The 21,798-nt window shown below is 68.7% G+C and carries 23 protein-coding genes and 1 tRNA gene; 9 read left to right on the top strand and 15 right to left on the bottom strand.

The annotated features are described in order from the left end of the window. Positions 1–50: 50 nt before the first annotated feature. Positions 51–449, bottom strand: coding sequence for a tetratricopeptide repeat protein (locus HF519_RS02525; RefSeq protein ID WP_169409975.1), 399 nt, complete (start codon positions 447–449; stop codon positions 51–53). A gap of 185 nt (positions 450–634) precedes the next feature. Here HF519_RS02525 and eno point away from each other — a divergent pair, with 185 nt between their 5' ends. From eno to HF519_RS02510, 3 genes are read left to right on the top strand one after another with little or no spacing between them, the layout of a single operon-like run. Then, on the top strand, positions 635–1,933 hold the full coding sequence (gene eno / locus HF519_RS02520) for a phosphopyruvate hydratase (protein ID WP_169409974.1): 1,299 nt from the start codon (positions 635–637) through the stop codon (positions 1,931–1,933). A 4-nt stretch (positions 1,934–1,937) separates the two neighbouring features. Beyond that, positions 1,938–2,465, top strand: coding sequence for an FtsB family cell division protein (locus HF519_RS02515; protein ID WP_312859854.1), 528 nt, complete (start codon positions 1,938–1,940; stop codon positions 2,463–2,465). Further along, positions 2,462–2,995 carry a DUF501 domain-containing protein gene (locus tag HF519_RS02510; protein WP_169409973.1) on the top strand — a complete coding sequence of 178 codons (534 nt, stop codon included), beginning with the start codon at positions 2,462–2,464 and terminating at the stop codon, positions 2,993–2,995. The genes HF519_RS02515 and HF519_RS02510 overlap by 4 nt, the downstream gene beginning before the upstream one ends. A 23-nt stretch (positions 2,996–3,018) precedes the next feature. Here HF519_RS02510 and HF519_RS02505 read toward each other — a convergent pair whose 3' ends face one another. Beyond that, positions 3,019–4,641 carry an acyl-CoA dehydrogenase family protein gene (locus tag HF519_RS02505; RefSeq protein WP_169410035.1) on the bottom strand — a complete coding sequence of 541 codons (1,623 nt, stop codon included), beginning with the start codon at positions 4,639–4,641 and terminating at the stop codon, positions 3,019–3,021. 355 nt (positions 4,642–4,996) lie between these two features. Here HF519_RS02505 and HF519_RS02500 point away from each other — a divergent pair, with 355 nt between their 5' ends. The 4 genes from HF519_RS02500 to HF519_RS02485 all read left to right on the top strand — a co-directional run bounded on the left by HF519_RS02500 (position 4,997) and on the right by HF519_RS02485 (position 8,615). Further along, positions 4,997–5,950, top strand: a complete 954-nt coding sequence (locus HF519_RS02500) for a Ppx/GppA phosphatase family protein (protein WP_169409972.1) — start codon at positions 4,997–4,999, stop codon at positions 5,948–5,950. 2 nt (positions 5,951–5,952) lie between these two features. Further along, the gene (locus HF519_RS02495; RefSeq protein ID WP_169409971.1) at positions 5,953–6,684 is read left to right on the top strand and encodes a uracil-DNA glycosylase; all 732 of its coding nucleotides are present in this window, start codon (positions 5,953–5,955) and stop codon (positions 6,682–6,684) included. 422 nt (positions 6,685–7,106) lie between these two features. Next, positions 7,107–8,498, top strand: coding sequence for an NAD(P)/FAD-dependent oxidoreductase (locus HF519_RS02490; RefSeq protein ID WP_438826373.1), 1,392 nt, complete (start codon positions 7,107–7,109; stop codon positions 8,496–8,498). A gap of 43 nt (positions 8,499–8,541) precedes the next feature. Then, positions 8,542–8,615 (top strand) — tRNA-Leu (locus HF519_RS02485). Positions 8,616–8,737: 122 nt separating this feature from the next. On the opposite strand, the gene HF519_RS02480 is transcribed toward HF519_RS02485, so the two are convergent. From HF519_RS02480 to HF519_RS02440, 9 genes are all read right to left on the bottom strand, one after another. Then, the gene (locus HF519_RS02480; RefSeq protein ID WP_246242237.1) at positions 8,738–10,117 is read right to left on the bottom strand and encodes a tyrosine-type recombinase/integrase; all 1,380 of its coding nucleotides are present in this window, start codon (positions 10,115–10,117) and stop codon (positions 8,738–8,740) included. Continuing rightward, the gene (locus HF519_RS02475; RefSeq protein WP_169409969.1) at positions 10,114–10,296 is read right to left on the bottom strand and encodes a helix-turn-helix transcriptional regulator; all 183 of its coding nucleotides are present in this window, start codon (positions 10,294–10,296) and stop codon (positions 10,114–10,116) included. Before HF519_RS02475 ends, HF519_RS02480 begins: the two co-directional genes overlap by 4 nt. Beyond that, complete coding sequence (locus HF519_RS02470) at positions 10,293–11,945, bottom strand: replication initiator (RefSeq protein WP_169409968.1); 1,653 nt, start codon at positions 11,943–11,945, stop codon at positions 10,293–10,295. Before HF519_RS02470 ends, HF519_RS02475 begins: the two co-directional genes overlap by 4 nt. Next, the gene (locus HF519_RS02465) at positions 11,942–13,528 is read right to left on the bottom strand and encodes an FtsK/SpoIIIE domain-containing protein (protein WP_169409967.1); all 1,587 of its coding nucleotides are present in this window, start codon (positions 13,526–13,528) and stop codon (positions 11,942–11,944) included. Before HF519_RS02465 ends, HF519_RS02470 begins: the two co-directional genes overlap by 4 nt. Beyond that, the gene (locus tag HF519_RS02460; protein WP_169409966.1) at positions 13,528–13,845 is read right to left on the bottom strand and encodes a hypothetical protein; all 318 of its coding nucleotides are present in this window, start codon (positions 13,843–13,845) and stop codon (positions 13,528–13,530) included. Before HF519_RS02460 ends, HF519_RS02465 begins: the two co-directional genes overlap by 1 nt. Continuing rightward, positions 13,842–14,120: a WhiB family transcriptional regulator gene (locus HF519_RS02455; RefSeq protein ID WP_169409965.1), complete on the bottom strand. Its 279-nt coding sequence runs from the start codon at positions 14,118–14,120 to the stop codon at positions 13,842–13,844. Before HF519_RS02455 ends, HF519_RS02460 begins: the two co-directional genes overlap by 4 nt. Beyond that, positions 14,117–14,515 carry a hypothetical protein gene (locus HF519_RS02450; RefSeq protein ID WP_169409964.1) on the bottom strand — a complete coding sequence of 133 codons (399 nt, stop codon included), beginning with the start codon at positions 14,513–14,515 and terminating at the stop codon, positions 14,117–14,119. The genes HF519_RS02455 and HF519_RS02450 overlap by 4 nt, the downstream gene beginning before the upstream one ends. A gap of 106 nt (positions 14,516–14,621) precedes the next feature. Next, the gene (locus HF519_RS02445; RefSeq protein WP_169409963.1) at positions 14,622–15,056 is read right to left on the bottom strand and encodes a plasmid replication, integration and excision activator; all 435 of its coding nucleotides are present in this window, start codon (positions 15,054–15,056) and stop codon (positions 14,622–14,624) included. 113 nt (positions 15,057–15,169) lie between these two features. Then, positions 15,170–15,949 (bottom strand): GntR family transcriptional regulator, encoded by a 780-nt coding sequence (locus tag HF519_RS02440; protein WP_169409962.1) that lies wholly within the window; start codon positions 15,947–15,949, stop codon positions 15,170–15,172. Positions 15,950–16,012: 63 nt separating this feature from the next. Here HF519_RS02440 and HF519_RS02435 point away from each other — a divergent pair, with 63 nt between their 5' ends. Continuing rightward, on the top strand, positions 16,013–16,453 hold the full coding sequence (locus tag HF519_RS02435) for an NUDIX hydrolase (protein WP_312859853.1): 441 nt from the start codon (positions 16,013–16,015) through the stop codon (positions 16,451–16,453). A 934-nt stretch (positions 16,454–17,387) separates the two neighbouring features. Here the strand turns inward: HF519_RS02435 and HF519_RS02430 are convergent. The 4 genes from HF519_RS02430 to HF519_RS30205 form a co-directional block, all read right to left on the bottom strand. Next, a complete protein-coding gene (locus HF519_RS02430) occupies positions 17,388–18,320 on the bottom strand; it encodes a DUF6615 family protein (protein WP_169409960.1) in 933 nt (310 codons plus the stop codon). A gap of 387 nt (positions 18,321–18,707) precedes the next feature. Further along, entirely contained in the window at positions 18,708–19,616 is a 909-nt protein-coding gene (locus tag HF519_RS02425; RefSeq protein ID WP_169409959.1) for a hypothetical protein, read from the bottom strand. Between the two features lie 718 nt (positions 19,617–20,334). After that, positions 20,335–20,499, bottom strand: coding sequence for a hypothetical protein (locus HF519_RS30210; RefSeq protein ID WP_211169437.1), 165 nt, complete (start codon positions 20,497–20,499; stop codon positions 20,335–20,337). Beyond that, positions 20,484–20,822, bottom strand: a complete 339-nt coding sequence (locus HF519_RS30205; RefSeq protein WP_211169436.1) for a site-specific integrase — start codon at positions 20,820–20,822, stop codon at positions 20,484–20,486. The genes HF519_RS30210 and HF519_RS30205 overlap by 16 nt, the downstream gene beginning before the upstream one ends. A 224-nt stretch (positions 20,823–21,046) precedes the next feature. On the opposite strand from HF519_RS30205, the gene HF519_RS02415 reads away from it, so the two are divergent. Next, complete coding sequence (locus tag HF519_RS02415) at positions 21,047–21,664, top strand: GyrI-like domain-containing protein (protein WP_312859852.1); 618 nt, start codon at positions 21,047–21,049, stop codon at positions 21,662–21,664. Positions 21,665–21,798 lie beyond the last annotated feature (134 nt).

Raw genomic sequence — 21,798 nt, 5'->3', positions numbered from 1 at the left:
GAGGCTTTTGAGGTGGATCGTCCGGTTTGCCCTGGGGTTGCGGTGCGTAGTCAGGCCGGCTCGGCCCGATCCACGGCGATCCGCGCGAGCACCTCGCCGAGGGCTTCCTGGTATTCCGGGCGTGGGTCCATCGCGGCGGCCATCTTCAGTTGGGCCAGCGCCTCGGCGAGACGGTTCTGCCGCTGCAGGGCCTTGCCCAGGGCGAACCGTGCGTAATGATCGGCCGGGTCCAGCTCCAGCACCTTCACGAACGCCTCCTCGGCGCGGTTCAACTGCGCGGAGTCGAGATAGGCGCGTCCCGCCAGCAGCTGCACCGACGCGTGGTTGGGCTGGCTGTCGAGCACGGGGAGCAGGGCCTGCAGGGCGTCGAGTGGGCGCCGGTCGGCCAGCAGCATCTCCGCACGGCGGAACGATTCGAAGACGTTGTTCGACCCGGGCTGGCTCGTCATGGTCGTTCCTACGTTAGGTGTCCGGCGGACGATCTGCGAGGGGTTGACATGGCTGCGGCCCGTCGTCCTGTGCGATCCCTGGGTGATCCCCGTCGGATCTCATGGGTTCCTGCACGGCGTCGACACGCGCGGCGGTTACCCTGGCGCACCGGATCTTTCAGATCAGACGCTGGACGGGAGCACTGGTGGCGGTCATCGAGCAGGTCGGGGCACGCGAGATCCTCGATTCGCGGGGCAACCCGACGGTCGAGGTCGAGGTCGCGCTGGACGACGGGACGTTGGCCCGGGCGGCCGTCCCCTCCGGCGCGTCGACCGGTGAGCACGAGGCGGTCGAACTGCGCGACGCGGACCCGGCGCGCTACCTCGGCAAGGGTGTGGAGAAGGCCGTCGCGGCGGTCCTCGACGAGATCGGTCCCGAGCTGACCGGCATGGAGGCGGTCGACCAGCGGCTGGTCGACCAGCGCCTCGTCGACCTGGACGGCACCCCGGACAAGTCCCGGCTGGGCGCCAACGCGCTGCTCGGGGTGTCCCTCGCGGTGGCCAAGGCGGCCGCGGAGTCGTCCGGTCTGGAGCTGTTCCGCTACGTCGGCGGGCCGAACGCGCACGTGCTGCCGGTGCCGATGATGAACATCCTCAACGGCGGCGCGCACGCCGACACGTCCGTCGACGTGCAGGAGTTCATGATCGCCCCGATCGGCGCGGAGTCGTTCCGTGAGGCGGTCCGCTGGGGCGCCGAGGTCTACCACTCGCTGAAGTCGGTGCTGAAGAGCCGCGGCCTGGCCACCGGCCTGGGCGACGAGGGCGGCTTCGCGCCCGACCTGGAGGGCGGCACCCGGGCGGCGCTGGACCTCATCGCCGAGGCGGTCGAGAAGGCCGGGTTCGTCCTGGGCCGCGACATCGTCCTCGCGCTGGACGTCGCCGCGACGGAGTTCTACTCCGACGGCAAGTACCGCTACGAGGGCAAGGAGCTGACCTCCGCAGACCTCGCCAAGGTCTACGCCGAACTGGTCGAGTCCTACCCGCTGGTGTCCGTCGAGGACCCGCTCGCCGAGGACGACTGGGACGGCTGGGTGGCGCTGACCGAGGCGCTCGGGGACAAGGTGCAGCTCGTCGGCGACGACCTGTTCGTGACCAACCCGGAGCGGCTCGAGGAGGGCATCGCCCGCGGGGCCGCCAACGCGCTGCTGGTGAAGGTCAACCAGATCGGCACGCTGTCGGAGACCCTCGACGCCGTCACTCTGGCCCACTCCTGCGGCTACCGCAGCATGATGAGCCACCGCTCCGGCGAGACCGAGGACACCACGATCGCCGACCTCGCGGTGGCCACCGGGTGCGGTCAGATCAAGACGGGCGCGCCCGCCCGTTCGGAGCGGGTCGCCAAGTACAACCAGCTGCTGCGCATCGAGGAGGCCCTCGGCGACGCTGCGCGCTACGCCGGCGAGCTGGCCTTCCCGCGCTACTCGGTGTCCCAGCCCGAGAGCTGAGTGCGTGGCCGTGACCGAGGAGCGTGCGAGGACCCGGGGCGACCGGGTCCGGGCGGGCCGTGGCACGGCCCGCCCGCGCGCCTCGGTCACGACGCGACGCACCCGGGAGCCGCGGCTGACCCGGACGCGCTCGCGCGCGAGTGGGATGGTCGCCGCGACGACGGGGCTGCTCGGGCTGTCGTCGACGCGGCGCGCCGCGGTGCTCGCGATCGTGGTGTGTGCGCTGGCGCTGACGGTGGCTGTGCCGTTGCGCAACTACGTGGCGCAGCGGCAGGAACTGGCCGAGGTGTCCGAGCGGCAGCGCATCCTGGCCGCCCAGGTCGACGAGCTGACCCGGCAGCGCGCACGGCTGTCAGACCCGGAGCAGGTCGTCGCGGACGCTCGGTCCCGGCTCGGGTACGCCCGCCCGGGTGAGGTGCCCTACGTGGTGCAGTTGCCCCCGCCGCCCGCCACCGGGGCGGCGCTCGATCGGTTCGACGGCGTGCCCTGGTACCAGCGGCTGTGGCACGAGGTCGGAGAGGGACCACGATGAACGCCCCGTCCCCGGAGCCGGCTCCGGGTATCTCCGACGACGATGCCGCGGCCGTGGCCGCACAGCTCGGCCGGCCCCCACGCGCGGTCCGCCGGGTGGCCCACCGGTGTGCGTGCGGGCTGCCCTCGGTGGTGCAGACGGCGCCGCGGCTCGCGGACGGCACCCCGTTCCCGACGCTCTACTACCTGACCTGCTCGCGGCTCGCGGCGCGGCTCGGCACGCTGGAGGCCGAAGGCCGGATGCGTGAGATGACCGACCGGCTGGCCGAGGACCCGGAACTGGCCGCGGCGTACCGGCGAGCGCACGAGTCGTACCTCGCCGAGCGCAACGCGATCGAGTCGCTGGGCACCGAGGTCAGCGCCGGCGGTATGCCCGACCGGGTCAAGTGCCTGCACGTACACGCCGCCCACGCGCTGGCGGTCGGTCCGGGGGTGAACCCGTTCGGCGACGAGGCCCTGGCCGAGGTCGGGGAGTGGTGGGCGGCAGGCCCCTGCGCCTCCTGCCGCGAGTCGACACATCCGGGAGAGTGAACCGCCCCTTCCAGGGGCGTGAGTCATGAGGCCGGGGAGATTCGCTCCAGGAGGGCTCGGGAGTGGGCCTCCGCGGGGAGGGTCCCCGCCGTGCGCCAGGGGCCGTCGGGCAGGAACCGCGAGGACACGAACGCCGACGACACCTCCACCGGCGCGTGCCGCAGCAGCAGTGAACCCTGCAGGCACAACGCCAGCATCTCCGCCAGCCGGCGCGCCCGCCGCTCCTCGCGGGCGCGCAGTTCGGTGCGCAGCTCGCGGACGGCGCGGTCGAACCACGTGTCGGAGCCGGCGGCGGCGTCGATCTCGGCCAGCACGGCTTCCACCGAGTCCGGTTCGCGGGTCACGGCGCGCAGCACGTCGAGGGCGGTGACGTTGCCCGAGCCCTCCCAGATCGAGTTGAGCGGCGCCTCCCGGTACAGCCGCGGTAGCCCGGATTCCTCGACGTAACCGTTGCCTCCCAGGCACTCCAGGGCCTCGGCCACCACGGCCGGGGCCCGCTTGCACACCAGGTACTTCGACGCGGGCAGCGCGAGGCGCAGCAGGTCCCGTTCGCCGCGGTCGGCCGCGCCGGCCAGCCGCAGCGCCAGGCTCGTGGCGGCCTCGGACTCCAGGGCGAGGTCGGCGACGACCGCCTGCATCAGCGGTGCGTCGGCCAGCCGGGTCCCGAACGCGCTGCGGTGCGCAACGTGATGCGCGGCTTCGGTGAGCGCGGCCCGGATCGTCGACGCGGAGCCGAGCACGCAGTCGAGCCGGGTCATCGACACCATCTCGATGATCGTCGCGACGCCCCGGCCCTCCTCGCCGAGCCGCCAGCCCGTCGCCCCGTCGTACTCGATCTCGGCCGACGCGTTCGAGCGGTTGCCCAGCTTGTCCTTGAGCCGCTGCAACCGGATCGGATTGCGTGTCCCGTCCGGCAGCACCCGCGGCAGTACGAAGCAGGTCAGCCCGGCCGGCGCCTGGGCGAGGGTGAGGAACAGGTCGTTCATCGGCGCGGAGGTGAACCACTTGTGCCCGATGAGCTGGTAGGTGCCGTCCGATGATGACCCGATGGGGGTCGCGACCGTCGTGCCGGAGCGGACATCCGAACCGCCCTGCTTCTCGGTCATGGACATCCCGGCGAGCAGGCCGGCCTTCGTGTCGGGGCGGGCGAGCCCCGGCTGGTAGCGCCGCGACATCAGGCCCGGCTCGAAGCGTGCCGCGAGGTCCGGGTCGTGGCGCAGCGCCGGCACCGACGCGTAGGTCATCGAGATCGGGCAGCAGTGTCCCTGCTCGAGCTGCCCCATCAGGTAGAAACCGGCTGCTCGCGCGACATGTGCGCCGGACCCCGGTTCGGCCTGCCAGGGCGCCGCGTGCAGCCCCCAGCCCACCGAGATCTCCATCAACCGGTGCCAGGACGGATGGAACTCGACCTCGTCGATGCGGTGGCCGTAGCGATCGTGGGTGCGCAGGACCGGCGAGTTCTCGTTCGCCAGCCGGGCGTCCTCCCGCGCCGCCGCCGATCCGACGATGCGGCCGAGCTCCCGCAGGTAGGCCAGCGCGTCGCCGGCGCCCTCGCGGCGCACCGCGTCGACGAGTGCGGGGTCGCAGGCCGTCGGGTCGAAACCGGCGAGCGAGGGTACCTGGTTGGTGACCTCGTGGGTGCCCAGGTCGGTGCCGACGGGCGGGGCGACCGGTCGTGGACGCGCCGCGGCTCCGTTGCTCTGCGGTGCGGCGGGGGGTCTCGTGGCCCCGGGCGGACGCCCGGCCGGTACGGCGGCCCGCCCGCCCGGGGAGTCCGGGGAACTGCCGGTCTGTCTGGGGAGCCCGACCGGCGCGGCCACGACGGCCTCGGTCTGCTCCGTGCCCTGCGGGCGCCGCTCGACCACGCGCCGAGGGTAACCGCGCGAAAGCCGGTCGCAGTGGAGTCGTAGCCGTGCCGTGACAGGCAGGAGCGCTCCGCGACGGTCCGCGTACCGTTGCGGCGGACTCGATCTCGATTCCCTTGACCGATAAGGAGAGCGCATGTCGCGGGTGGCCGCCATCGACTGCGGAACCAACTCGATCCGCCTGCTCGTCGCCGATGCGACGACGAGTTTCGACGGCGCGGTCGCCCTGCGTGACGTGCACCGGGAGATGCGCATCGTGCGGCTCGGCAGGGGCGTCGACGCGACCGGCGTGCTCGACCCGGAGGCCCTCGAGCGCACCCGCGTCGCCCTCGCGGACTACACCGCCGTGCTGCGCCGCAAGGGAGCGGAGAAGGTCCGCATGGTCGCCACCTCGGCGACCCGGGACGCGTCGAACCGCGAGGACTTCTTCGGCATGGTCCGCGCCACCCTCGGTGTCGATGCCGAGGTGATCTCCGGTGACGAGGAGGCCGCGCTGTCGTTCGTCGGCGCGGTCGGGGACCTGGAGCCGGAGGACGGCCCGTTCGTGGTCGTCGACGTCGGCGGGGGCTCGACCGAGCTGGTCGTCGGCGCGCTGGTCGACGGGGAGGCGAAGGTCCACGCCGCGCACTCGGTCGACGTCGGCTCCGTGCGGCTCACCGAGCGCTGCCTGCCGGGAGACCCGCCGAGCCCCGCCGACGTCGAGAAGGCGCGAGAGGTCGCGGCCGGCATCCTGACCGACGCGTTCGCCGCCGTCCCGCTGGACGGGGTGAAGACGTGGGTCGGTGTCGCCGGCACGATCACCACCTTGTCCGGCATCGCCCAGGACCTGCCCGCCTACGACCCCGCGGCGGTGCACCTGTCCCGGCTCTCCCGTGACGACCTGCACCGCGTGGCCCGTGACCTGCTGGGCATGCCCCACGACGAGCGGGAAAAGCTCGGCGCGCTGCACCCCGGCCGGGTCGACGTGATCGGCGCCGGCGCGCTCATCGTCGACGTGCTGGCCGAGGAGTTGCACGCCCGCGCCGGCATCGGCGAGCTCGTCGTCAGCGAGCACGACATCCTCGACGGTATCGCCCGCTCGATCGCCTGACCATGCCGCCGCCCCGCAAGCTCCGCAGCATCCCGGAACTCGACGCCGCCATCACCGACTGTCGGGCCTGCCCACGGCTCGTCGCCTGGCGGGAGAAGGTCGCGGTGGAGAAGCGGGCGGCGTTTCGTGACCAGGAGTACTGGGGACGCCCGGTGCCCGGCTTCGGCCCGGCCGACGCGAAGCTGCTGATCGTCGGCCTGGCCCCGGCCGCGCACGGGGCCAACCGCACCGGCCGGATGTTCACCGGTGATCGATCGGGCGACGTCCTCTTCGCGGCGCTGCACGCCGTCGGGCTTGCGAACCAGCCGACGGCGGTGCACGCACACGACGGGCTGGCCCTGCGCGATACCCGGATGTCTTCCCCGGTGCGCTGCGCCCCACCGGCCAACAAGCCGACGCCCACCGAGCGCGACACCTGCCGTCGGTGGTTGACGGCGGAGCTGGCGCTGTTGACGCCCACCGTCCGCGCTGTGGTCGTGCTCGGCGGGTTCGGTTGGCAGGCGTTGCTGCCGGTCCTGGCCGAGTCGGGCTGGGCGGTGCCCCGACCGTTGCCCCGCTTCGGGCACGGCGCGCACGTCGAACTGCCCCCGGTCGCGCCCGGCCGTGAGCCGCTGCACCTGTTCGGCAGCTATCACGTGAGCCAGCAGAACACGTTCACCGGCCGGCTCACCCCCGCGATGCTGGAGGACGTGCTGCGCGCGGCGGCGGACCACGCCGGCATCGTCACCGTCTGAGACCGGGCGGCGGCTCGCCGCGCGCCGACGGTCCGGGCGCGGGCCATCACCGCCGCGGAGGCCAGCCCTGAATTCGCGTTCCGGCCGGCCATTGGATCACCCGAAAGAAGCCATACAGGTGGTTCGTCTCATTTGCCGGTGGGATCGACAGCCCGGTTGCTACCGGCTGTTGTTGGGGGGCCATTCCGGTCGAGTTCCACGATCTGCTCCTCCTAGAGGCCGAGCCTCGATGCGGTGTGTCCGCCCGTCGTCATCGCCGCATGAGCAGGCATTTCGACGCCCCGCCCGCCGGCCCGCGGGCAGCCTGAGCGCCACCGCGCGGTGGTGCTGGTCACACGGCCGGGGGTCTTGCACGTAAAGCGGGTGTGACGTAACACGATTCGGCCTCCGCGATTGGGATCAATCGCGGCGCCGGTGGGAACATGACAGGTATGGCGGGCAACACCAGGATCCTCGTGGTCGGCGGCGGATACGTCGGCATGTACACGGCTCTGCAACTGCAGAAGAAGCTGCGCCGCGGGGAAGCGTCGGTCACGGTGATCGACCCTCAGTCGCACATGACCTACCAACCGTTCCTGCCCGAGGCGGCGGCCGGTTCGATCGAGCCCCGCCACGTCGTGGTTCCGCTGCGCCGGGTGCTGCGGAAGTGCCACCACCTCACCGGCCGGGTCACCGAGATCAACCACGCTCGTCGCGAGGTCACCGCCGAGCTCGCCGCCGGGCACGTCACGAAGATCGGCTACGACATCCTGGTTGTGGCGCCGGGATCGGTCGCCCGGGTCCTGCCGGTGCCCGGGCTCGCGGAGCGCGGTATCGCGTTCAAGACCGTCGGTGAGGCCATCTACCTGCGCAACCACGTGCTGTCGCGGATGGATGCGGCGTCCACGACGGCCGATCCCGCGCTGCGCCGCCGGCTGTTGACCTTCCTGGTGGTCGGCGGTGGGTACGCCGGCATCGAGGCGTTGGCCGAGCTGGCCGACATGGCCCGCTACGCGAGCCGGTACTACGAGAACATCAACCGCGAGGACATCCGCTGGGTGCTCGTGGAGGCGGCCAACCGGATCATGCCCGAGGTCGGCCCGAAGATGGGTCGCTACACCGTCGAGCGGCTGCTCGACGCGGACATCGAGGTCAACCTCGACACCCGGGTGCTGTCGATGGAGGGCGGCCACGTCAAGCTCGACGACGGCACCGAGTTCGACACCGACACCATCATCTGGACCGCCGGCGTCAAGCCGAACCCGATGCTGGAGAACACCGACCTGCCCCGCGACGAGCGCGGCCGGGTCAAGTGCACCGCAGCCCTGCAGGTTGTCGGGATGCCCGACGTCTGGAGCGCGGGTGACTGTGCCGCGGTGCCCGACCTGTCGAAGGACGACCCGAACGCCACGACCAGCCCCTCGGCGCAGCACGCCGTGCGGCAGGCCAAGGTGCTCGGCGACAACATCGTCGCCTACCTGCGTGGCAAGACGCTCAAGCAGTACAAGCACTCGTACGCGGGTTCCGTGGCCAGCCTCGGTCTGTACAAGGGCGTGGCGGAGATCTACGGCATCAAGCTGCGCGGCATCGTCGCGTGGTTCATGCACCGCACGTACCACGTGAGCCGGATGCCCACGTGGAACCGCCGGATCCGGATCGTCTTCGACTGGACCGGGGCGCTGGTGCTGGGCCGCGAGGTCGTCGCACTCGGCCAGATCCACGACCCGCGTGCCGAGTTCAGCCGGGTGGCGGGCAACCCGAGGCCCCCGGGTCCGCCTGCGCACGAGGTGCTGGCCGACACGACGCACGCGACTGCGGCCCGGCCGAGCGCCTGAATGTGACGGGGGTGCGTGGCTCGGCCCCGTAGGCTGGCTGCGCGCCCCCGTAGCCCAATCGGCAGAGGCAGGCCCCTTAAAAGGGTCACAGTGTGGGTTCGAGTCCCACCGGGGGCACCCACCCGCAACCAGCAAAATCGCCCGCCGACCAGGGTGTTCCTGACCGGCGGGCGATCTTGTGCAGTCCGGTGGCGTCCGGGGGGCACGAGTCGTCACCGGCTGTCCGTGGCAAATGCGTGTCAAAGTTCGGCGTCCCCGAGCGCAGCGGCGATGCGGCGGCGGGCCGCGTCCTCCTGGCCGGCGAGGCACTTGGCGTAGATCTGGAGCAGCACGGCGACGCTGTGCCCGGCCCACTCGGCGACCTGGGTCGGCGGCACACCGGCGTTGAGCCACGTCGACACCGCGGCGTGGCGGAGGTCGTAGGGCCGACGTGCCATCGGCGACGCGCTCTCGGCGGGGGAGAGGGAGGCGGCCCGTGCCTTCCTCCAGACACGGCAATACGTGCTCTCCGCGAGTTGCCCGCCGCGCACGCCACGGAACAGCAGACCGTCCGCGCCGGTGCCGAAGTTCGTCAGGTGCGTGTGCAGGAGCGCGGTCAACGCCGGCGGTGACGGCACCACGCGGGTCTCGCCACGAGCCCGGTGCTTCAGCTGACGTTCCTCGCGCCGGTGCCCGCTGTCCGTCCACGAGGCCCCGGCCGCCGGCGTCGAGGTCTCCAGCACCAGCTCGCCCCAACCTTCCTCAGGCAGGGAGAGGTTCGACTTCCGCAGCGTCGCCGCTTCCGCCGGCCGGAGAGCCGAGTAGTACATGGCGCCGAAGAAGGCCACGAGCCCTGCCCCGCTGGGCTTCTCCCTGGCGACGGCGTCGAGCAGTTGCCGAGCCTGGTCGGGATTCACCACCACACGTCGGTCCACGGTCTGCACGGTGCGCGGCGCCTTCCACGACAGGTGCGTGATCGGGTTCCGGGCCAGGAGCCGGCGCTCCACCGCGTATTCGGCGGCGTTCACGACCACTCCCCGGAGTCGTTGCACCGTGCCGGGTGCCGCGGGTTCGCCGGCGTTGGTGACGGTCAGCGCGTCGAGGACGGCCCGAGCAACGGCCGGCCGTTCGAGTTCCGAGACTGGCCGGGTGGTGCGTTCGAGCCAGGCGAGTGCGGTGGCGATGTCGTCGGGCGGCGGTCCGGTGCGGTTGGCGGCGATGTTGAACGCCCAGCTCGTCATCGCCTTGCGCAGCAGATCATCGGCGGGCCGCCCCCGATCGCTGGTGATCAGGGCGAGTGTGGCGTTCGTGAGCGCCCGAGCGGTGTTGCGCCGTGAGTTCGGTGCGAGGTGCGGCCACTTCATCGCGGCGTACTCCCGCGCGAACACCAGCCAGGGCACCTGCCGTTCGGCCCGCTCCATCGACACCGGCCGGCCGGAGTCCACCACGAAGGCTTCACCGCGGCGTGCCGCCTGCACCAACTCTGAGCGGAACGCGTCAGCCAGGGCAGAGGTTCGGAACGACTGTCGCCACTGCCGGCCGGCGACCGACCAGCGCACCCGATGGCTCGTCGTTCGGGTGCCCTCGTACTTCTGCAGGTTCCAGATCTTGACGTCGTAGCTCGTCTCGGCGTCCATCATGCCGCGTCCTCATGCGCTGTTTGCCAGCGGTCGAACTCCGAGCGTCGGACCCGCAGATCTCCGTTCGGGAGCTTGATGCAGCGCGGCGCCCGCCCCTTGGCCCGCCACTCGTAGAAGGTGGACCGCGCGATCCGCAGCTCCGCGCACACCTCCGCCACCGTCAGCCGCTCGTCCCTCATGCCGCCGCCCCCTCAGTTGCCGAAAGATCTCCCGCGATCGTCTGGGCCGCTTCGTAGTCGGCCTTCCAGCGTTGTCGTTGGCTGATCGCGTGCAGCAGCAGCGCCGGTCTGGTGGGCACGTCCGGGTCGCCGGCCTTGGTTTTCTCCCACTCGAACGGCCCGTCATCGACGGCGTAGCCAGGGCGCACACCGGCGCGGTCGAGGAGTTGCCGAACGAAGGCGGCGCGTTCGGCCCGGTGGTCGTCGAGGGTCTTGTTCGACCACTTCCGCGAGACCAGGACGCGGCGGCCGGCGATGCCGAGGTGTTCGGCCTTGTGCGCCTTGCCCTTGCACTGCCCCGGGATCGTGGAGAGCCGGGCGCCCTTGGGCTGGACGCCGTAGAGCAGCCACACCCCACACGTCGGCGAGCACGGCGTGATGGCCAGCTCCGCGACGAGTCGGCGGTGATGCTCCCGGAGCCGGGCTGGCGCGTTCTCGTCGAGGCCAGCGGCCTGGGCGACGTGCTTGGTCAGATATTTCGTCAGGTAGCCGATATGTCTCCCGGCCTCTTCGGTCCCGCCGAGGATGCCCTTGACGTGAACCTGGGCGCCGAAGGTGACGGTGTGCGCCGGCCGGGTCAGGTTCTCCGGGTCGGTGGCTTCCGCCCACGTCGGCAGCGGCTCCCGGGTGTGCGGGTCCACGAACCCCTTCGACCGGTCGTCCCACCGCGGCATGTGCTCCCCGCCGTAGACGATCTCGTCGTGCGCCGGCCACCACACCTGGTGATACGTCGCGGCGGCGATGGCGCGCAGCTCGGCGCGCGGGATGCTGCCGCGGATGGCGGCGTGGAAGTGCGGTGCACCGCGGCGTTGCGGTTCGACGGTGCCGAAGTACTGCACATCCCACCCGACGCAGCGGCGGGTGTTCTGCCAGAACCGATCGACGATCTTCGGGAAGTGGATCGCGTCCCGAGCCGCCCGGCGGTAGTCGTAGCGGTCCGGGTGCAACGCTGCCCCGTGCTCGTCGACGGGGCCGTACGAGTCGAGGGTCAGGGTCAGGAACGTCGACGGGCGATACCGGCCGCCGAAGGTCTGGCCCACGGTGCGGTTCTCCACCTTGCGGCGCGGCAGGTTCGGTGCGTCCTGGCGGCGGCGGGTCGAACGCTTCACCACCCGGGCCGGTGGGTCCAGGGGTGCGAGTGGGCCGCGGATGCCGAGGGCGCGGATTTCACCGTCCAGCTCGCTGACGACGGCCCGGATCTCCTCGCACCTGTCCTCATCGCCCTGGGCGCGAGCCAGCGTGTAGGCGGCGTGCAAGTCCGAGCGGGTGGCCATCAGCTCCTTCTGCTGCGCGGTCGGCTCCACCCGGGGCGGGATCGGTTCTTCCTCGAGGTGCCAGCCTTCCCGGCACTGCACTATCCGCAGCCGGCGAGCCTTGTCCGCGCACGGCCTACACACGTCCTCCCGCGTCGACCCACACGGCACCGGCACGACGTCGACCCGACCGGAGGACAGGTCGATCCGCCGCAGCGCCAACGGTCGGACGCAGACACCGTGGTCTTCGGCGAGCTTCCGGGCGACGTCCCCGGACAGCGACAGGAGCGCCTTCTGCGCGCGGGTGAGCTGGTCCTGATTGATCGGCGCCACCGCCGCGGTGGCGACGGCGCTCACGCGGCACCACCAGAGGTCTCCGGCTCGGCCGGCGCCGGAGCGGGCAAGGCCAGGACCTTGCCGCCGTCGACGAGCGGCGCGGGGCCGGCGACGAACTCCTCCAGCATCTTGATCGCCAGGTCCGGCACCCAGCCGGCGCGGATGCGCAGCGGTTCGCGGATGCCCTCCCCGAAGATGTACCCGACACCGGGTACGGACTCGGGGATGCGGTTGGCCCACGCTCCGCGGTCGTAGGCCTGGTCCCCGAGCACCATCCCCACGTGGGTCTTCGAGGCCACCCGCAGGCAGATGCGGCGGGGGAACAGCTCCCGTACCGGCACCGTGTCCTTGGTGGGTTCCTGCACGTAGCCGCGCACCGTGTACCCGAGGGCCCGCCCTTGGGTGGTGAGCAGGGCGACCCGGTCGATGATCGCTTCGCGGGTCTTGCGGTCACCGACGTAGCGGATCAGGGCGCCGATCTCGTCGAACTCCAGCAGCTCCATCGGGTGCTCGCGCGAGATCGGGACTTCCCGCTTGTGGCCGGCGAACTCAGCCTTGCGCTTCTCCATCCCGTCGACCAGGTCGTCGAGCAGCGCCAGGGCGTCGGCGGAGGTGACGGCGTAGCGGGAGAAGATCCGCCGCCCGTAGGCCAGCTCCATGCCTTTCGGGTCGATCGCCGACACCTGCACCAGGCCATCGCGGATGGCTGGGGCCATGGACACGATGGGTGCCCAGCCGACGCTGTTCTTGCCCGCGCCGGTCGCGCCGGCGGTGAGGGTGTGCCCGCCCACGAGAGGCTGGGTCCAGTCGGTGCCGTACTCGGTCTTCCCGGACCACACCTTCCGCAGGTCGATGTCCTCCCCGCGCACCGACCGCAGCGCCATCAGCGATTGGCACGCCACCACTTCGGCCAGGCGATCCACGCGCTGGTAGTCGATGGAGACCAGGTCCGGGCCGAGCTCGCGGATCTGGCACCGGGACACCCCGCGGGCCACGGCCAGAGCGCGGGCGGCCTGGTCGTAGTCCTCCGGGGTCTGCCCCGGCACCAGGCGCACCTGCACCTCATCCCACGACGGACCCGAGCGCACCGTGACGATCCGCGGGGTCTGCTCGCGGCGCGGGTTGACCTTCGGCGCGACGGCGGTCCGGCGGAACGGGGTGACCGCAACCGTGACCGGGCCGCCCTGGTCGGCGACGGTGAGCCCGCAAGCGCGCAGCCAGTCGGGCATGTGCCGGGCGTAGACCATCCACCGCTGCCACCAGCCGCGCAGCCGGCGCCCGGCCCAGGGTTCGAACGAGGCCAGGTCCCACCAGCGCCACACCCCGAACGCTGCCGCGACCACGGCCGCGGTGATGACGAGCGAGACCAGCCCGAACAGCCACATCCACAACAGCGCGGCCAAGCCGGCGGCCGAAGAGCGCGGGTGCCGGTACAGCCACCGAGCGCCGCGGTAGACAGCCTTCACCACCAGCCACGCCGTCACGAACACCACGGCGATCGCAGCCAAGGCCTCCAGAACGTTGGTAATGAACTGGCCGACCTTGTAAAGCACCCACATCCCGGCACCGCCGAGGATCACCAGCCACACGAGTTGCCCCGACATCACGCCACCTCCCCCACGGTCGTGGCGGACCAGCGCTGGTGCGCGGCCTGCCGGGTCACCCCGAGCCGGGGCGCGATCTCGCCACACGAGAAGCCGGCCGAGCGCAGCCCGGTCACCGCATCGGTGATCGCGGCATCGACCGCGGCCGACAACGCCGCAAGCTCCGGGAGCGCATCCACATCACCCGAGGCGACACGCCGGCCAGCGATGCGCACGATGCGGCGGGAGAACGCGGCAAACTCGTCGTTCTCCACCACCCACCGCCCCCGACCGGATGTCGACGAGCCCTTGACGGTGGAGCGAGGCTTCCGGTTCATGCCGCCACCGCCCCACCGTCGGCACCGCTCGGGCGGGCAGCGGCGAACAGGAGCGTGCGCTGGGCGGGTGTGGTGCCGCCGATGACACCCCATCGCCGGGCCGGGTCCTCCGAGGCCAGGGCGTCGGCCAGGCACACTGCCCGGACCGGGCAGCCGGCGCACACCCGCAGCGCCGCAGCGATCGCGGGCGAACGCGGGGTCTCGTCGACGGGGTAGAACAGCTCCGGGTCGACCTGCGCGTACACAGCAGCGCGACGCCAGTCGGTGCGGGTCATGCCGTCACCCCCAGCTCGTCCCAGCTCGACAGGGCACCAGCCGCGTCCGAGGTCGGGCGGTGCTCGGCGCGGGCGGTCCAGTCCGCGGCGACGTCACGCCAGAACCGGGCGTCGTCACGAGCCTTGTGTGCCGCCCGCAGCGCCGCGCGCATGTACATCGGGTGCACCCGCGTCAGGTCGGTGACTGCCGCGCGGGCCAGGAGCTGCCACCAGCCGGCCTGCCGGGCGTGCAGCCGGGCCAGCAGCGCCGCGCGGTGGGCGTTGTGGGTGTTGGTGCCGTGCGGGATCGCGATCACGACGTGGATCTGGGTGATGGTGTCGTCCAGGGCGGCCGCGATCCGAGTGAGCGGGTCAGCAGCCGGCGGGACCGGGCTGTGGTCGGTGAGGGTGCGCATTACCGTGGGCGTCCTTCCGTGGACTCGGATTCCCTGCCAGGGGTTGGTGTTGCGGAAGATCAGGAGGGGAGCGCGGTGCCAGCCGTGCTCCCCTCCGCTGTGCATGTCAGGCGGCGTTCTCGCCGCTGTGCGCCCGCGGCGCCGGCTTGCCAGAGCCGACCTCCGGGGCACGCATCCCGGTCGCGCGCAGGCTGAACGCCACCCGAGCGCGACCGCCGTTCTCGTTGACGTACGGGGTGACGGTGAGGCCGTCGAACTCCACCGGGCGGAACGGAAGCCCGGCCATCGCCTCCGGCGGTACTGGCTGGACCGGGGCCGAGATCTTGACCGTGAGCGTCTTGGAGTCCTTGCGTGCCTCCGGGTCGGCATCCAGTACCGACACCGACCACACGAGGTGACCGGTCTCCTTGTCGGTGGCCTGCACCGACTTGCCAGGCGAGGACTTGTCCCAGTCCCGCACCGGCTCCACCTCCGACACCACGAAGGCCCCGTGCGGGAACACGTCGCCGTGACTGACCTTGAACCGCGTGTTGATCGCCATGTCTGCGTCTCCTTGTCGTGGGAGCCGTTCGTGCTCCCCTAGACAAGCTAGTGCACGCCTACACGACTAGACAAGCTAGTTAAGGTGGCGGGCTGGTCAGGGCCTTGCAGGTGTCACCGAGCGGGGAAGTCGTACTCCAGGACGTAGGCGTACGCCGCCTTGACGGTGTCGCAGACCTCCACTGCCACGCCCTGCTCATCGAATGCCGTACGCACCACGGTGAGAACCGGGACGCCGGGCCCGAGCTGCAGCGCGCGGCGCTCGGCCGGTGTGGGCATGCGCGCGGCGACCTCCTCCACGAAGCGGGCGAGGGGGTGGCCGGCTTCTTCCAGGCGGGCGTAGATCCCGCCAGGGCCGGTGTCGTTCTCGGTAATCGCAGTCCCGCGGGCGAACTCGGCCGGGATGTAGGAGGTGGCGGTCTCGACCGGCTCACCGTTGGCCAGGTACCGACGCTCGCGCACCACGACCGGATCGCCGGCCTTGATCCCCAGGCGCTCGGCCACGTCCGCCGCAACGGGCGCCTCGTGGACGCGGATACTGTCGACGCCAGCCTGGTAGCCGACCTTCTCCGCCTCCGCGAGGAACGCCGCCTTGCCGCGGTCGCGATGCTGGCGTGCGAAGCGCTCCGAGGCCAGCCGGCGCACGACCGGCGCCGACCGGACGAACACGCCCCGCCCGTGCTCTGCCATCACCAGGCCCTCGGTCTTCAGCTCCTGGATTGCCTGCCGCACCGTCATGCGCGCGACCCCGTAGAAGCCGGTCAGCTCACTCTCCGACGGCAGCCGATCGCCCGGTCCGAGCCGACCCACGTTGATCGCCTCGCGTAGCGCGGCGGCGATCTGGAGGTACGGCGACCGGTCATCAGAGCGGTCGAGCTGGTCGAGCTGGATCACGACCTGTCACTTCCCTGGACGTCTGTACCAGTAGAATCTTGTCACACGTAGTCGTCGACAGAGATGCCAGGGATGCCAGAGACGCCGAAACACTCCGTGAGCGTGGCCGGGGTCGTAGTCGACGACAACGGGCGCGTCCTCGTGATCAAACGTAGAGACAACGGGCACTGGGAGCCGCCAGGCGGCGTCCTTGAACTGTCAGAATCGTTTGAAGCTGGCGTCCGTCGCGAAATTGCGGAAGAGACTGGTATATCTGTAGAGGTCGAGAGACTCACCGGAGTATACAAGAACATGACGCGAGGCGTTGTGGCCCTTGTCTTTCGCTGCCGGCCGCTTTCCCTTCGTCCTAGCGCTACCGATGAAGCCGTGACGGTCCGATGGGTCAACCCCTCCGAGGTTGTTGGCTTAATGGATCCGGCCTATGCGATACGCATCGATGACGCACTCGGCGAGTCAGCTGCCGCGACAAGAACGCATGACGGCGTGCAGTTGATGCAGGCTTAGCCGGACCGAACTGGGAAGCACGAGTGAGTGAGGACGACCGTCCAGACCGTCAATCAGACGCTCTTCGCCCCGGAATCCGATCACTTCGCGGCACAACAATAACAATTCCGGAAGGTGGGCTCGTATTCGGGTTTGGCGCCGATGGCAGTCCATTTGGTGAAGTGCGACAGATTTTGGGCTCTTCAAGCACGTGGTTGGACTGGCTCGAAATAGCCGTGGCCCGCTCGACCGAGGTAGGAGCGCACAGAAAAGCCCTACGTGCGGCCACGATCGCTGGTGACAACGACGCCGAGAACTCGGCCTTGCTAAACGAGTTTCAGTCTTCACTTCAGGCGATAACTGCGAGCGTTCTAGCCCTCGACGGCTTCTACGGGTTAATACAACCGCACATAACTATAGATAAAGTAGAGCTGGATGGCCGCCGCAGGCGTCGTACGTCTAGGGCAACCTGGGTCTCTGACGCAATCTTTCGCGCAGCTCGAATACCTGGAGGTATTCGCTCAAGGCTGAAGGGAAACATCAATAATGCTTACCGTGTGCGCGATTGGGCCGTCCATGCAGAGTCGGTGCCGCGCGACTTCGTCGTGCACAAAGGCTTAAACCAGCTAGTGCCGCACTACGTTGGCGTGTTCTCAATGGAAGTCGTCGCCGGAACGTTTGTGACGTGTGCAGAAGCGATCATGTGGGTCGTTGACAAGCCAAGTCGCTCGAATGCATCCTTGCAAAGCATCGCGAACTCATTCCGAGAGAACTTCCACGCAATCGTTGACCCGCATGTTTCATTCACACCGGGCTCGCCGTTGCGCCCACGCGCGAGTGACGAACACTAGGACGGACACCGGTTGCGCCTAGCGGTCCAAATGTCGGCGACCGTTGCCCAATCCGCTCTCTATGACCCGGGGTTTCTAGACTATCGTTTCGGCTCTGACAGGGCCTAGAATGTGAGAACAACCATTCCGGCGATCGATTCTGGAAGCCCTGGCGGTCGGACGCCTGTTTGTAGAAACTCAGATACATAGGGTGGCGGGGTCCGCCGGAGGCCACGAAAAACATTTGAATAGTACTCGTCTGAAAAGTGGCCACGGTCGTCGGGGAGCTCTGTGAATATTTGCTCGCCCGCCGGCGCCAGGCGAAGTGTTGGTGCAGCTTCACTAAACGACCTCGTCCGGGCTTCCGCCAGAATCCGAAACACTTCTTTCGCTACATGACGCGCGCCGCGCTGGGGTTCACTTAATAATGCACGGAGCTCCTCCGAGATACCATACAAGTGGAAGTCGTAGACGGCGCCACCGTCGGTCGTCGAATCGCCCAGATATTCAAGCGGTATCGCCGTCTGAAGCGCTAAATCTGCCGCACTGCGAATCCCATTCCATGAAAACTGCTCCGCTTCGAGGGCCGGCAGAACGGAAACGGTGCTGACTTCACAGTTGAATGGACAATCTCCTGGATGCTGCTTCCCGCAGATCGCCGCGAGATCCGCGCGACTTCCCCTATACAAGACGTATTGTGGGCAGACCTCTAGTTCTCGGGCGCTGCGCATGAGCTGCGCCAATTGATTTCCGCCGGGACCACCTTTGAAGTCAAGGGTCCACCTGTTCGAGGGCTTAAAGTACCGCTTAGCTTGGACCAGCATTCCGAAGCACTCGTCGATTGCGTCGAGCCACCACCAGAGCCAATCTGCGCCTACCTTGCTTTCTTGGTTTCGAGTGAAGGATGCAAACCGAACTGAGAGTGACGTGTTGGCCCAGAGTATCTCGGATGCAGTCTCTTCTTGCCAGTTGCCGCCCGATCCTTCGATTGCGTCGATGTGGCGTTCGACCGCAATACGGCCCTCTCTTAGTACCGATGCAAGTGAAGGGACCGTCATGTGCTATCACCGTCCTTGATATGAAGGTCGCGTCAGGTATTAAGTATGTCGTGCCAGTGCAGGGCTAGACGCCAGTCTGGCATCTGCGATCAAGGCCCGAACGTCAAGCATCACCTGAGGCCGGAACGTCAGCCATCCCCGGGACTCGACGGCGACTGTCGTCAACAGCTGCCGGACTCGCCTCTATTAGATCAAGGGCGCCGCCTGGCGGCGGCGCGCGTGGCCGGCTACGCCGGCCCCGCCGTCCACTCCCTCTACCTCCGGCCCGGTCGCGGCCGGCGGGACTCGGCTACCCGTCCACGCTCGTGCCGCCAAAGACGCCCGTTCTCGATCAGGCGACCACCGGTGACCAGCGAGCATGGCGCGCCATCTAGTGGAGCCTCGCGTTCAGCCGTGTAGATCAAGCGGGACGTAGAGCTGTGCTTGTCGTCCTTTGACATGTGCGGCCACTGTCTCGTCCAGTGAAAGCGTGAGTAGTAGTCGCCGCCGATCTCGTGGTCCGTGTACGGCTGCCCTGAGCTGACCCTCGTACATGTCACCCACATCAGAGACCAGGGGTAACCAGGTGCCAATCGCTTGCTCGTACGGCTCCAGGTCGTACCAGTGGCCAACGGGTGCGAGTGCCTCTGCAACGACCTCGGGGCCGCGAGTCCACCTCGTAGGCACCGCTCGTCGCGTCTCTACGCGAGGAACGCTGGCCCCGAGGGGGAGATTTGCAGAGGCGCGGCCATCGCGAACCTTCTGTACAAAGTCTCGACCTGCGTATGCAACTAGAGTTGCCGCTTTGTCGTTGCCCTCTACGGGAAAGACGTCCACGCCGCGTGCCGTGCCTCCGCCTCCTGGACCGTCAACGTAAAACTCGAAACCCTTAAAGATATCTCGCAGCGAGTCGAGCTGGACGGGTCGGCCGCTCAGCGAACGTATCTCTCCAAATAGGAGGTCCTCGGCGACTTCGGCGCGAAGTTCGACGGGTGACTGCACGATACCGTGGAACTTGTAGCGGATCTGATCCGGATCAAGTTCGCCCGAGCCGGGGTACACGAGGCCGAAAGCCTCCATGAATTCGTAGACCATCCAGTCTTGGATGAAGATCTCGTCGCCCACGTTGAACCATCTGAGGTCCACGCACTTCCCAGAGTTCTTGCTTGTCGCGACACCTCGGCACTTCAAGATGTCATGTCGAATCTTTGCGAGGTCTGCCATGTGTTGGTTCAGGAGGTCGTTCTTCTTATTCAGGCCACGATCGAGCGCGATTTCCTCGCGAAACCTGTTTTCCCACAAGTGGTAAACGCTCACAACCCACTGATGTCCCGCCTGACGGGCAATTGTGCCATCGTTGGCCAAGTTCTCCGGCAAGCGCTTCAATGGCCAAGCTGCGAAGGCGTCACCAGGCCCGTCATTCGGCGATCGACCTATGGCTGTGAGGTGTATTAGATCCTCTTGCCGCATCTTTGCAGCTCGCGCAAACTCTGTCAGTTGTCTGGAGGTAAATGGAAGTGAACTACGCAAGATACCGAAAACGGCGGCCGCGTCATTTAGTAGGTTGCGAAAATCATTGATGACGTCCGTAGTTGCTTCGGTCACTGGAGGAATGATGGCGGGTGATGTGATCTAGGGCAAGCTCCCTCGGCCGATCATCGTCCACGTCGTGCCGGCCGCGTCAAGGGCGGCTTCGCCGTCGCTCCGCGATGCCTGCGGCACCCTTGACCCACCCGACACGACGAGGAGAGCGGCCTGTACGAGGGAGCGGGGGAGGAGTAGGCACCCGGGGCGAGCGGACTGGCCGGTCCCGCGGGGAGGCGTCAAGGGCGCGTTGACAGTGGATCGCCGGAGGCCAGACCGACCGCCCGTGTGCCGAATACGTGCCAAAGTTCGGGACGGCTCGACCTTGGAGCGCGTGTACCGGCAGGTCAGGAGCGTGATCAGACCGGGGGAGTGGCTCCCCTTAAAAGGGTCACAGTGTGGGTTCGAGTCCCACCGGGGGCACCCTCGGCTGAGCAGCAGTACCGAAGTTTCAGCCACCCGGCGCCTCCCCGAGCACCGCGGCGATCCGCTGCTTGGCGGCGTCCTCCTGGCCGACGATGCACTTGGCGTAGATCTGGTGCAGCACCCCGACGCTGTGTCCGGCCCACTCGGCGACCTGGGTCGACGGCACACCCGCGTTCAGCCAGGTCGACACAACTGCGTGCCGCAGGTCGTAGGGTCGACCGGCCAGCGGGAGACCGTCTCCTCCGGGCTCGGCGCCGTGATCCGCGCCTTCCGCCACATCAGGTTGGATCGGCGCAGCTTCGCCGCCTCTGCCGGGCGCAGGCCGGCGTAGTACATCGCCCCGAAGAAGGCCACCAGCCTCGGCCCGCTCGGCGTCTGTTGCCGAACAGCGGCCAACAAGGCACGCGCCTGCACTGGGTTCACCACGCCCTGCTTGTCGACGCCTTTGGCCGTCCTCGGCGCCTTCCACGCCAGCGACGTGATCGGGTTCTTGCCGAGAAGGCGACGTTCCACCGCGAACTCGGCGAGGTTCGCGGCCGCCGGGTCCGGCTACCCGGCCCGTCGACGGAGAGGCGTTGACCGGCCGAATGCGTCAGCGCGCAGACGAACCCGTCCACGTCCGTGATCCCTTCGGCGACCGCTTGCCGCTCCCCCGCTCGGCCCGTGACAGGCGCGCCGGGACACGGAAGGCTTCGAGGGTCTACATGATCGTGACTCTTGTCGGTCCAGGAGAACTCGTGACAGCCAAGCTCGACTTCAAGCGGGATCTGGAGTGCTACACGGCGAAGCGCAACTCACCGCAGGTCATTGATGTGCCGGACCTGGAGTACCTCATGATCGATGGCTACGGGGATCCGAACACGCCCGCCTATGTGGACGCGGTCTCGGCACTCTACCCAGTGGCCTACAAGCTCAAATTCGCCAGCAAGAGAAACCTTGACCGTGACTACGTCGTGATGCCGCTAGAGGGCCTGTGGTGGGCCGACGACATGGGCACCTTCACCACCGCTCGGGACAAGACGCAGTGGGAGTGGACTCTGATGATCATGGTTCCCGACTGGATCACAGCCGAGATGTTCACTGATGCGGTCGAGCAGGTCGGCATGAAAGATCGACCCACGCGACTCGGCGATCTCCGCTTGGAGGCTCTGTCGGAGGGGCGCTGCGTCCAGGCTCTTCACGTCGGGGCCTACGACGACGAGGCCGAACTGCTGCGGTACATGCACGAGGAGTTCATTCCTGATCAGGGCCTCAAGATGGTCGGAAAACACCACGAGATCTACCTCAGCGATCCGCGGAGAGCGGAGCCGGCCAAGCTGCGCACGATCTTGCGACAGCCCGTAGCTGACGCATGAGCCATGTCGATCTTGCGACAGCCCGTAGCTGACGCATGAGCCATGTCGATCTTGCGACAGCCCGTAGCTGACGCATGAGCCATGTCGATCTTGCGACAGCCCGTAGCTGACGCATGAGCCATGTCGATCTTGCG

The sequence above is a fragment of the Pseudonocardia bannensis genome (assembly GCF_012911875.1).
GTDB lineage: Bacteria > Actinomycetota > Actinomycetes > Mycobacteriales > Pseudonocardiaceae > Pseudonocardia > Pseudonocardia bannensis.
The sequence above is the reverse complement of the archived record's forward strand: the minus strand, read 5'-3'. Positions and strand labels throughout refer to the sequence as shown.

What these genes read in the sequence shown, in the direction of transcription:
- HF519_RS02525 (WP_169409975.1), bottom strand. Translation starts at nt 449, where the DNA reads ATGACGAGCCAGCCCGGGTCGAACAACGTCTTCGAATCGTTCCGCCGT.
- HF519_RS02510 (WP_169409973.1), top strand. Translation starts at nt 2,462, where the DNA reads ATGAACGCCCCGTCCCCGGAGCCGGCTCCGGGTATCTCCGACGACGAT.
- HF519_RS02500 (WP_169409972.1), top strand. Translation starts at nt 4,997, where the DNA reads ATGTCGCGGGTGGCCGCCATCGACTGCGGAACCAACTCGATCCGCCTG.
- HF519_RS02495 (WP_169409971.1), top strand. Translation starts at nt 5,953, where the DNA reads ATGCCGCCGCCCCGCAAGCTCCGCAGCATCCCGGAACTCGACGCCGCC.
- HF519_RS02490 (WP_438826373.1), top strand. Translation starts at nt 7,107, where the DNA reads ATGACAGGTATGGCGGGCAACACCAGGATCCTCGTGGTCGGCGGCGGA.
- HF519_RS02480 (WP_246242237.1), bottom strand. Translation starts at nt 10,117, where the DNA reads ATGATGGACGCCGAGACGAGCTACGACGTCAAGATCTGGAACCTGCAG.
- HF519_RS02475 (WP_169409969.1), bottom strand. Translation starts at nt 10,296, where the DNA reads ATGAGGGACGAGCGGCTGACGGTGGCGGAGGTGTGCGCGGAGCTGCGG.
- HF519_RS02465 (WP_169409967.1), bottom strand. Translation starts at nt 13,528, where the DNA reads ATGTCGGGGCAACTCGTGTGGCTGGTGATCCTCGGCGGTGCCGGGATG.
- HF519_RS02460 (WP_169409966.1), bottom strand. Translation starts at nt 13,845, where the DNA reads ATGAACCGGAAGCCTCGCTCCACCGTCAAGGGCTCGTCGACATCCGGT.
- HF519_RS02455 (WP_169409965.1), bottom strand. Translation starts at nt 14,120, where the DNA reads ATGACCCGCACCGACTGGCGTCGCGCTGCTGTGTACGCGCAGGTCGAC.
- HF519_RS02450 (WP_169409964.1), bottom strand. Translation starts at nt 14,515, where the DNA reads ATGCGCACCCTCACCGACCACAGCCCGGTCCCGCCGGCTGCTGACCCG.
- HF519_RS02445 (WP_169409963.1), bottom strand. Translation starts at nt 15,056, where the DNA reads ATGGCGATCAACACGCGGTTCAAGGTCAGTCACGGCGACGTGTTCCCG.
- HF519_RS02435 (WP_312859853.1), top strand. Translation starts at nt 16,013, where the DNA reads ATGCCAGGGATGCCAGAGACGCCGAAACACTCCGTGAGCGTGGCCGGG.
- HF519_RS02430 (WP_169409960.1), bottom strand. Translation starts at nt 18,320, where the DNA reads ATGACGGTCCCTTCACTTGCATCGGTACTAAGAGAGGGCCGTATTGCG.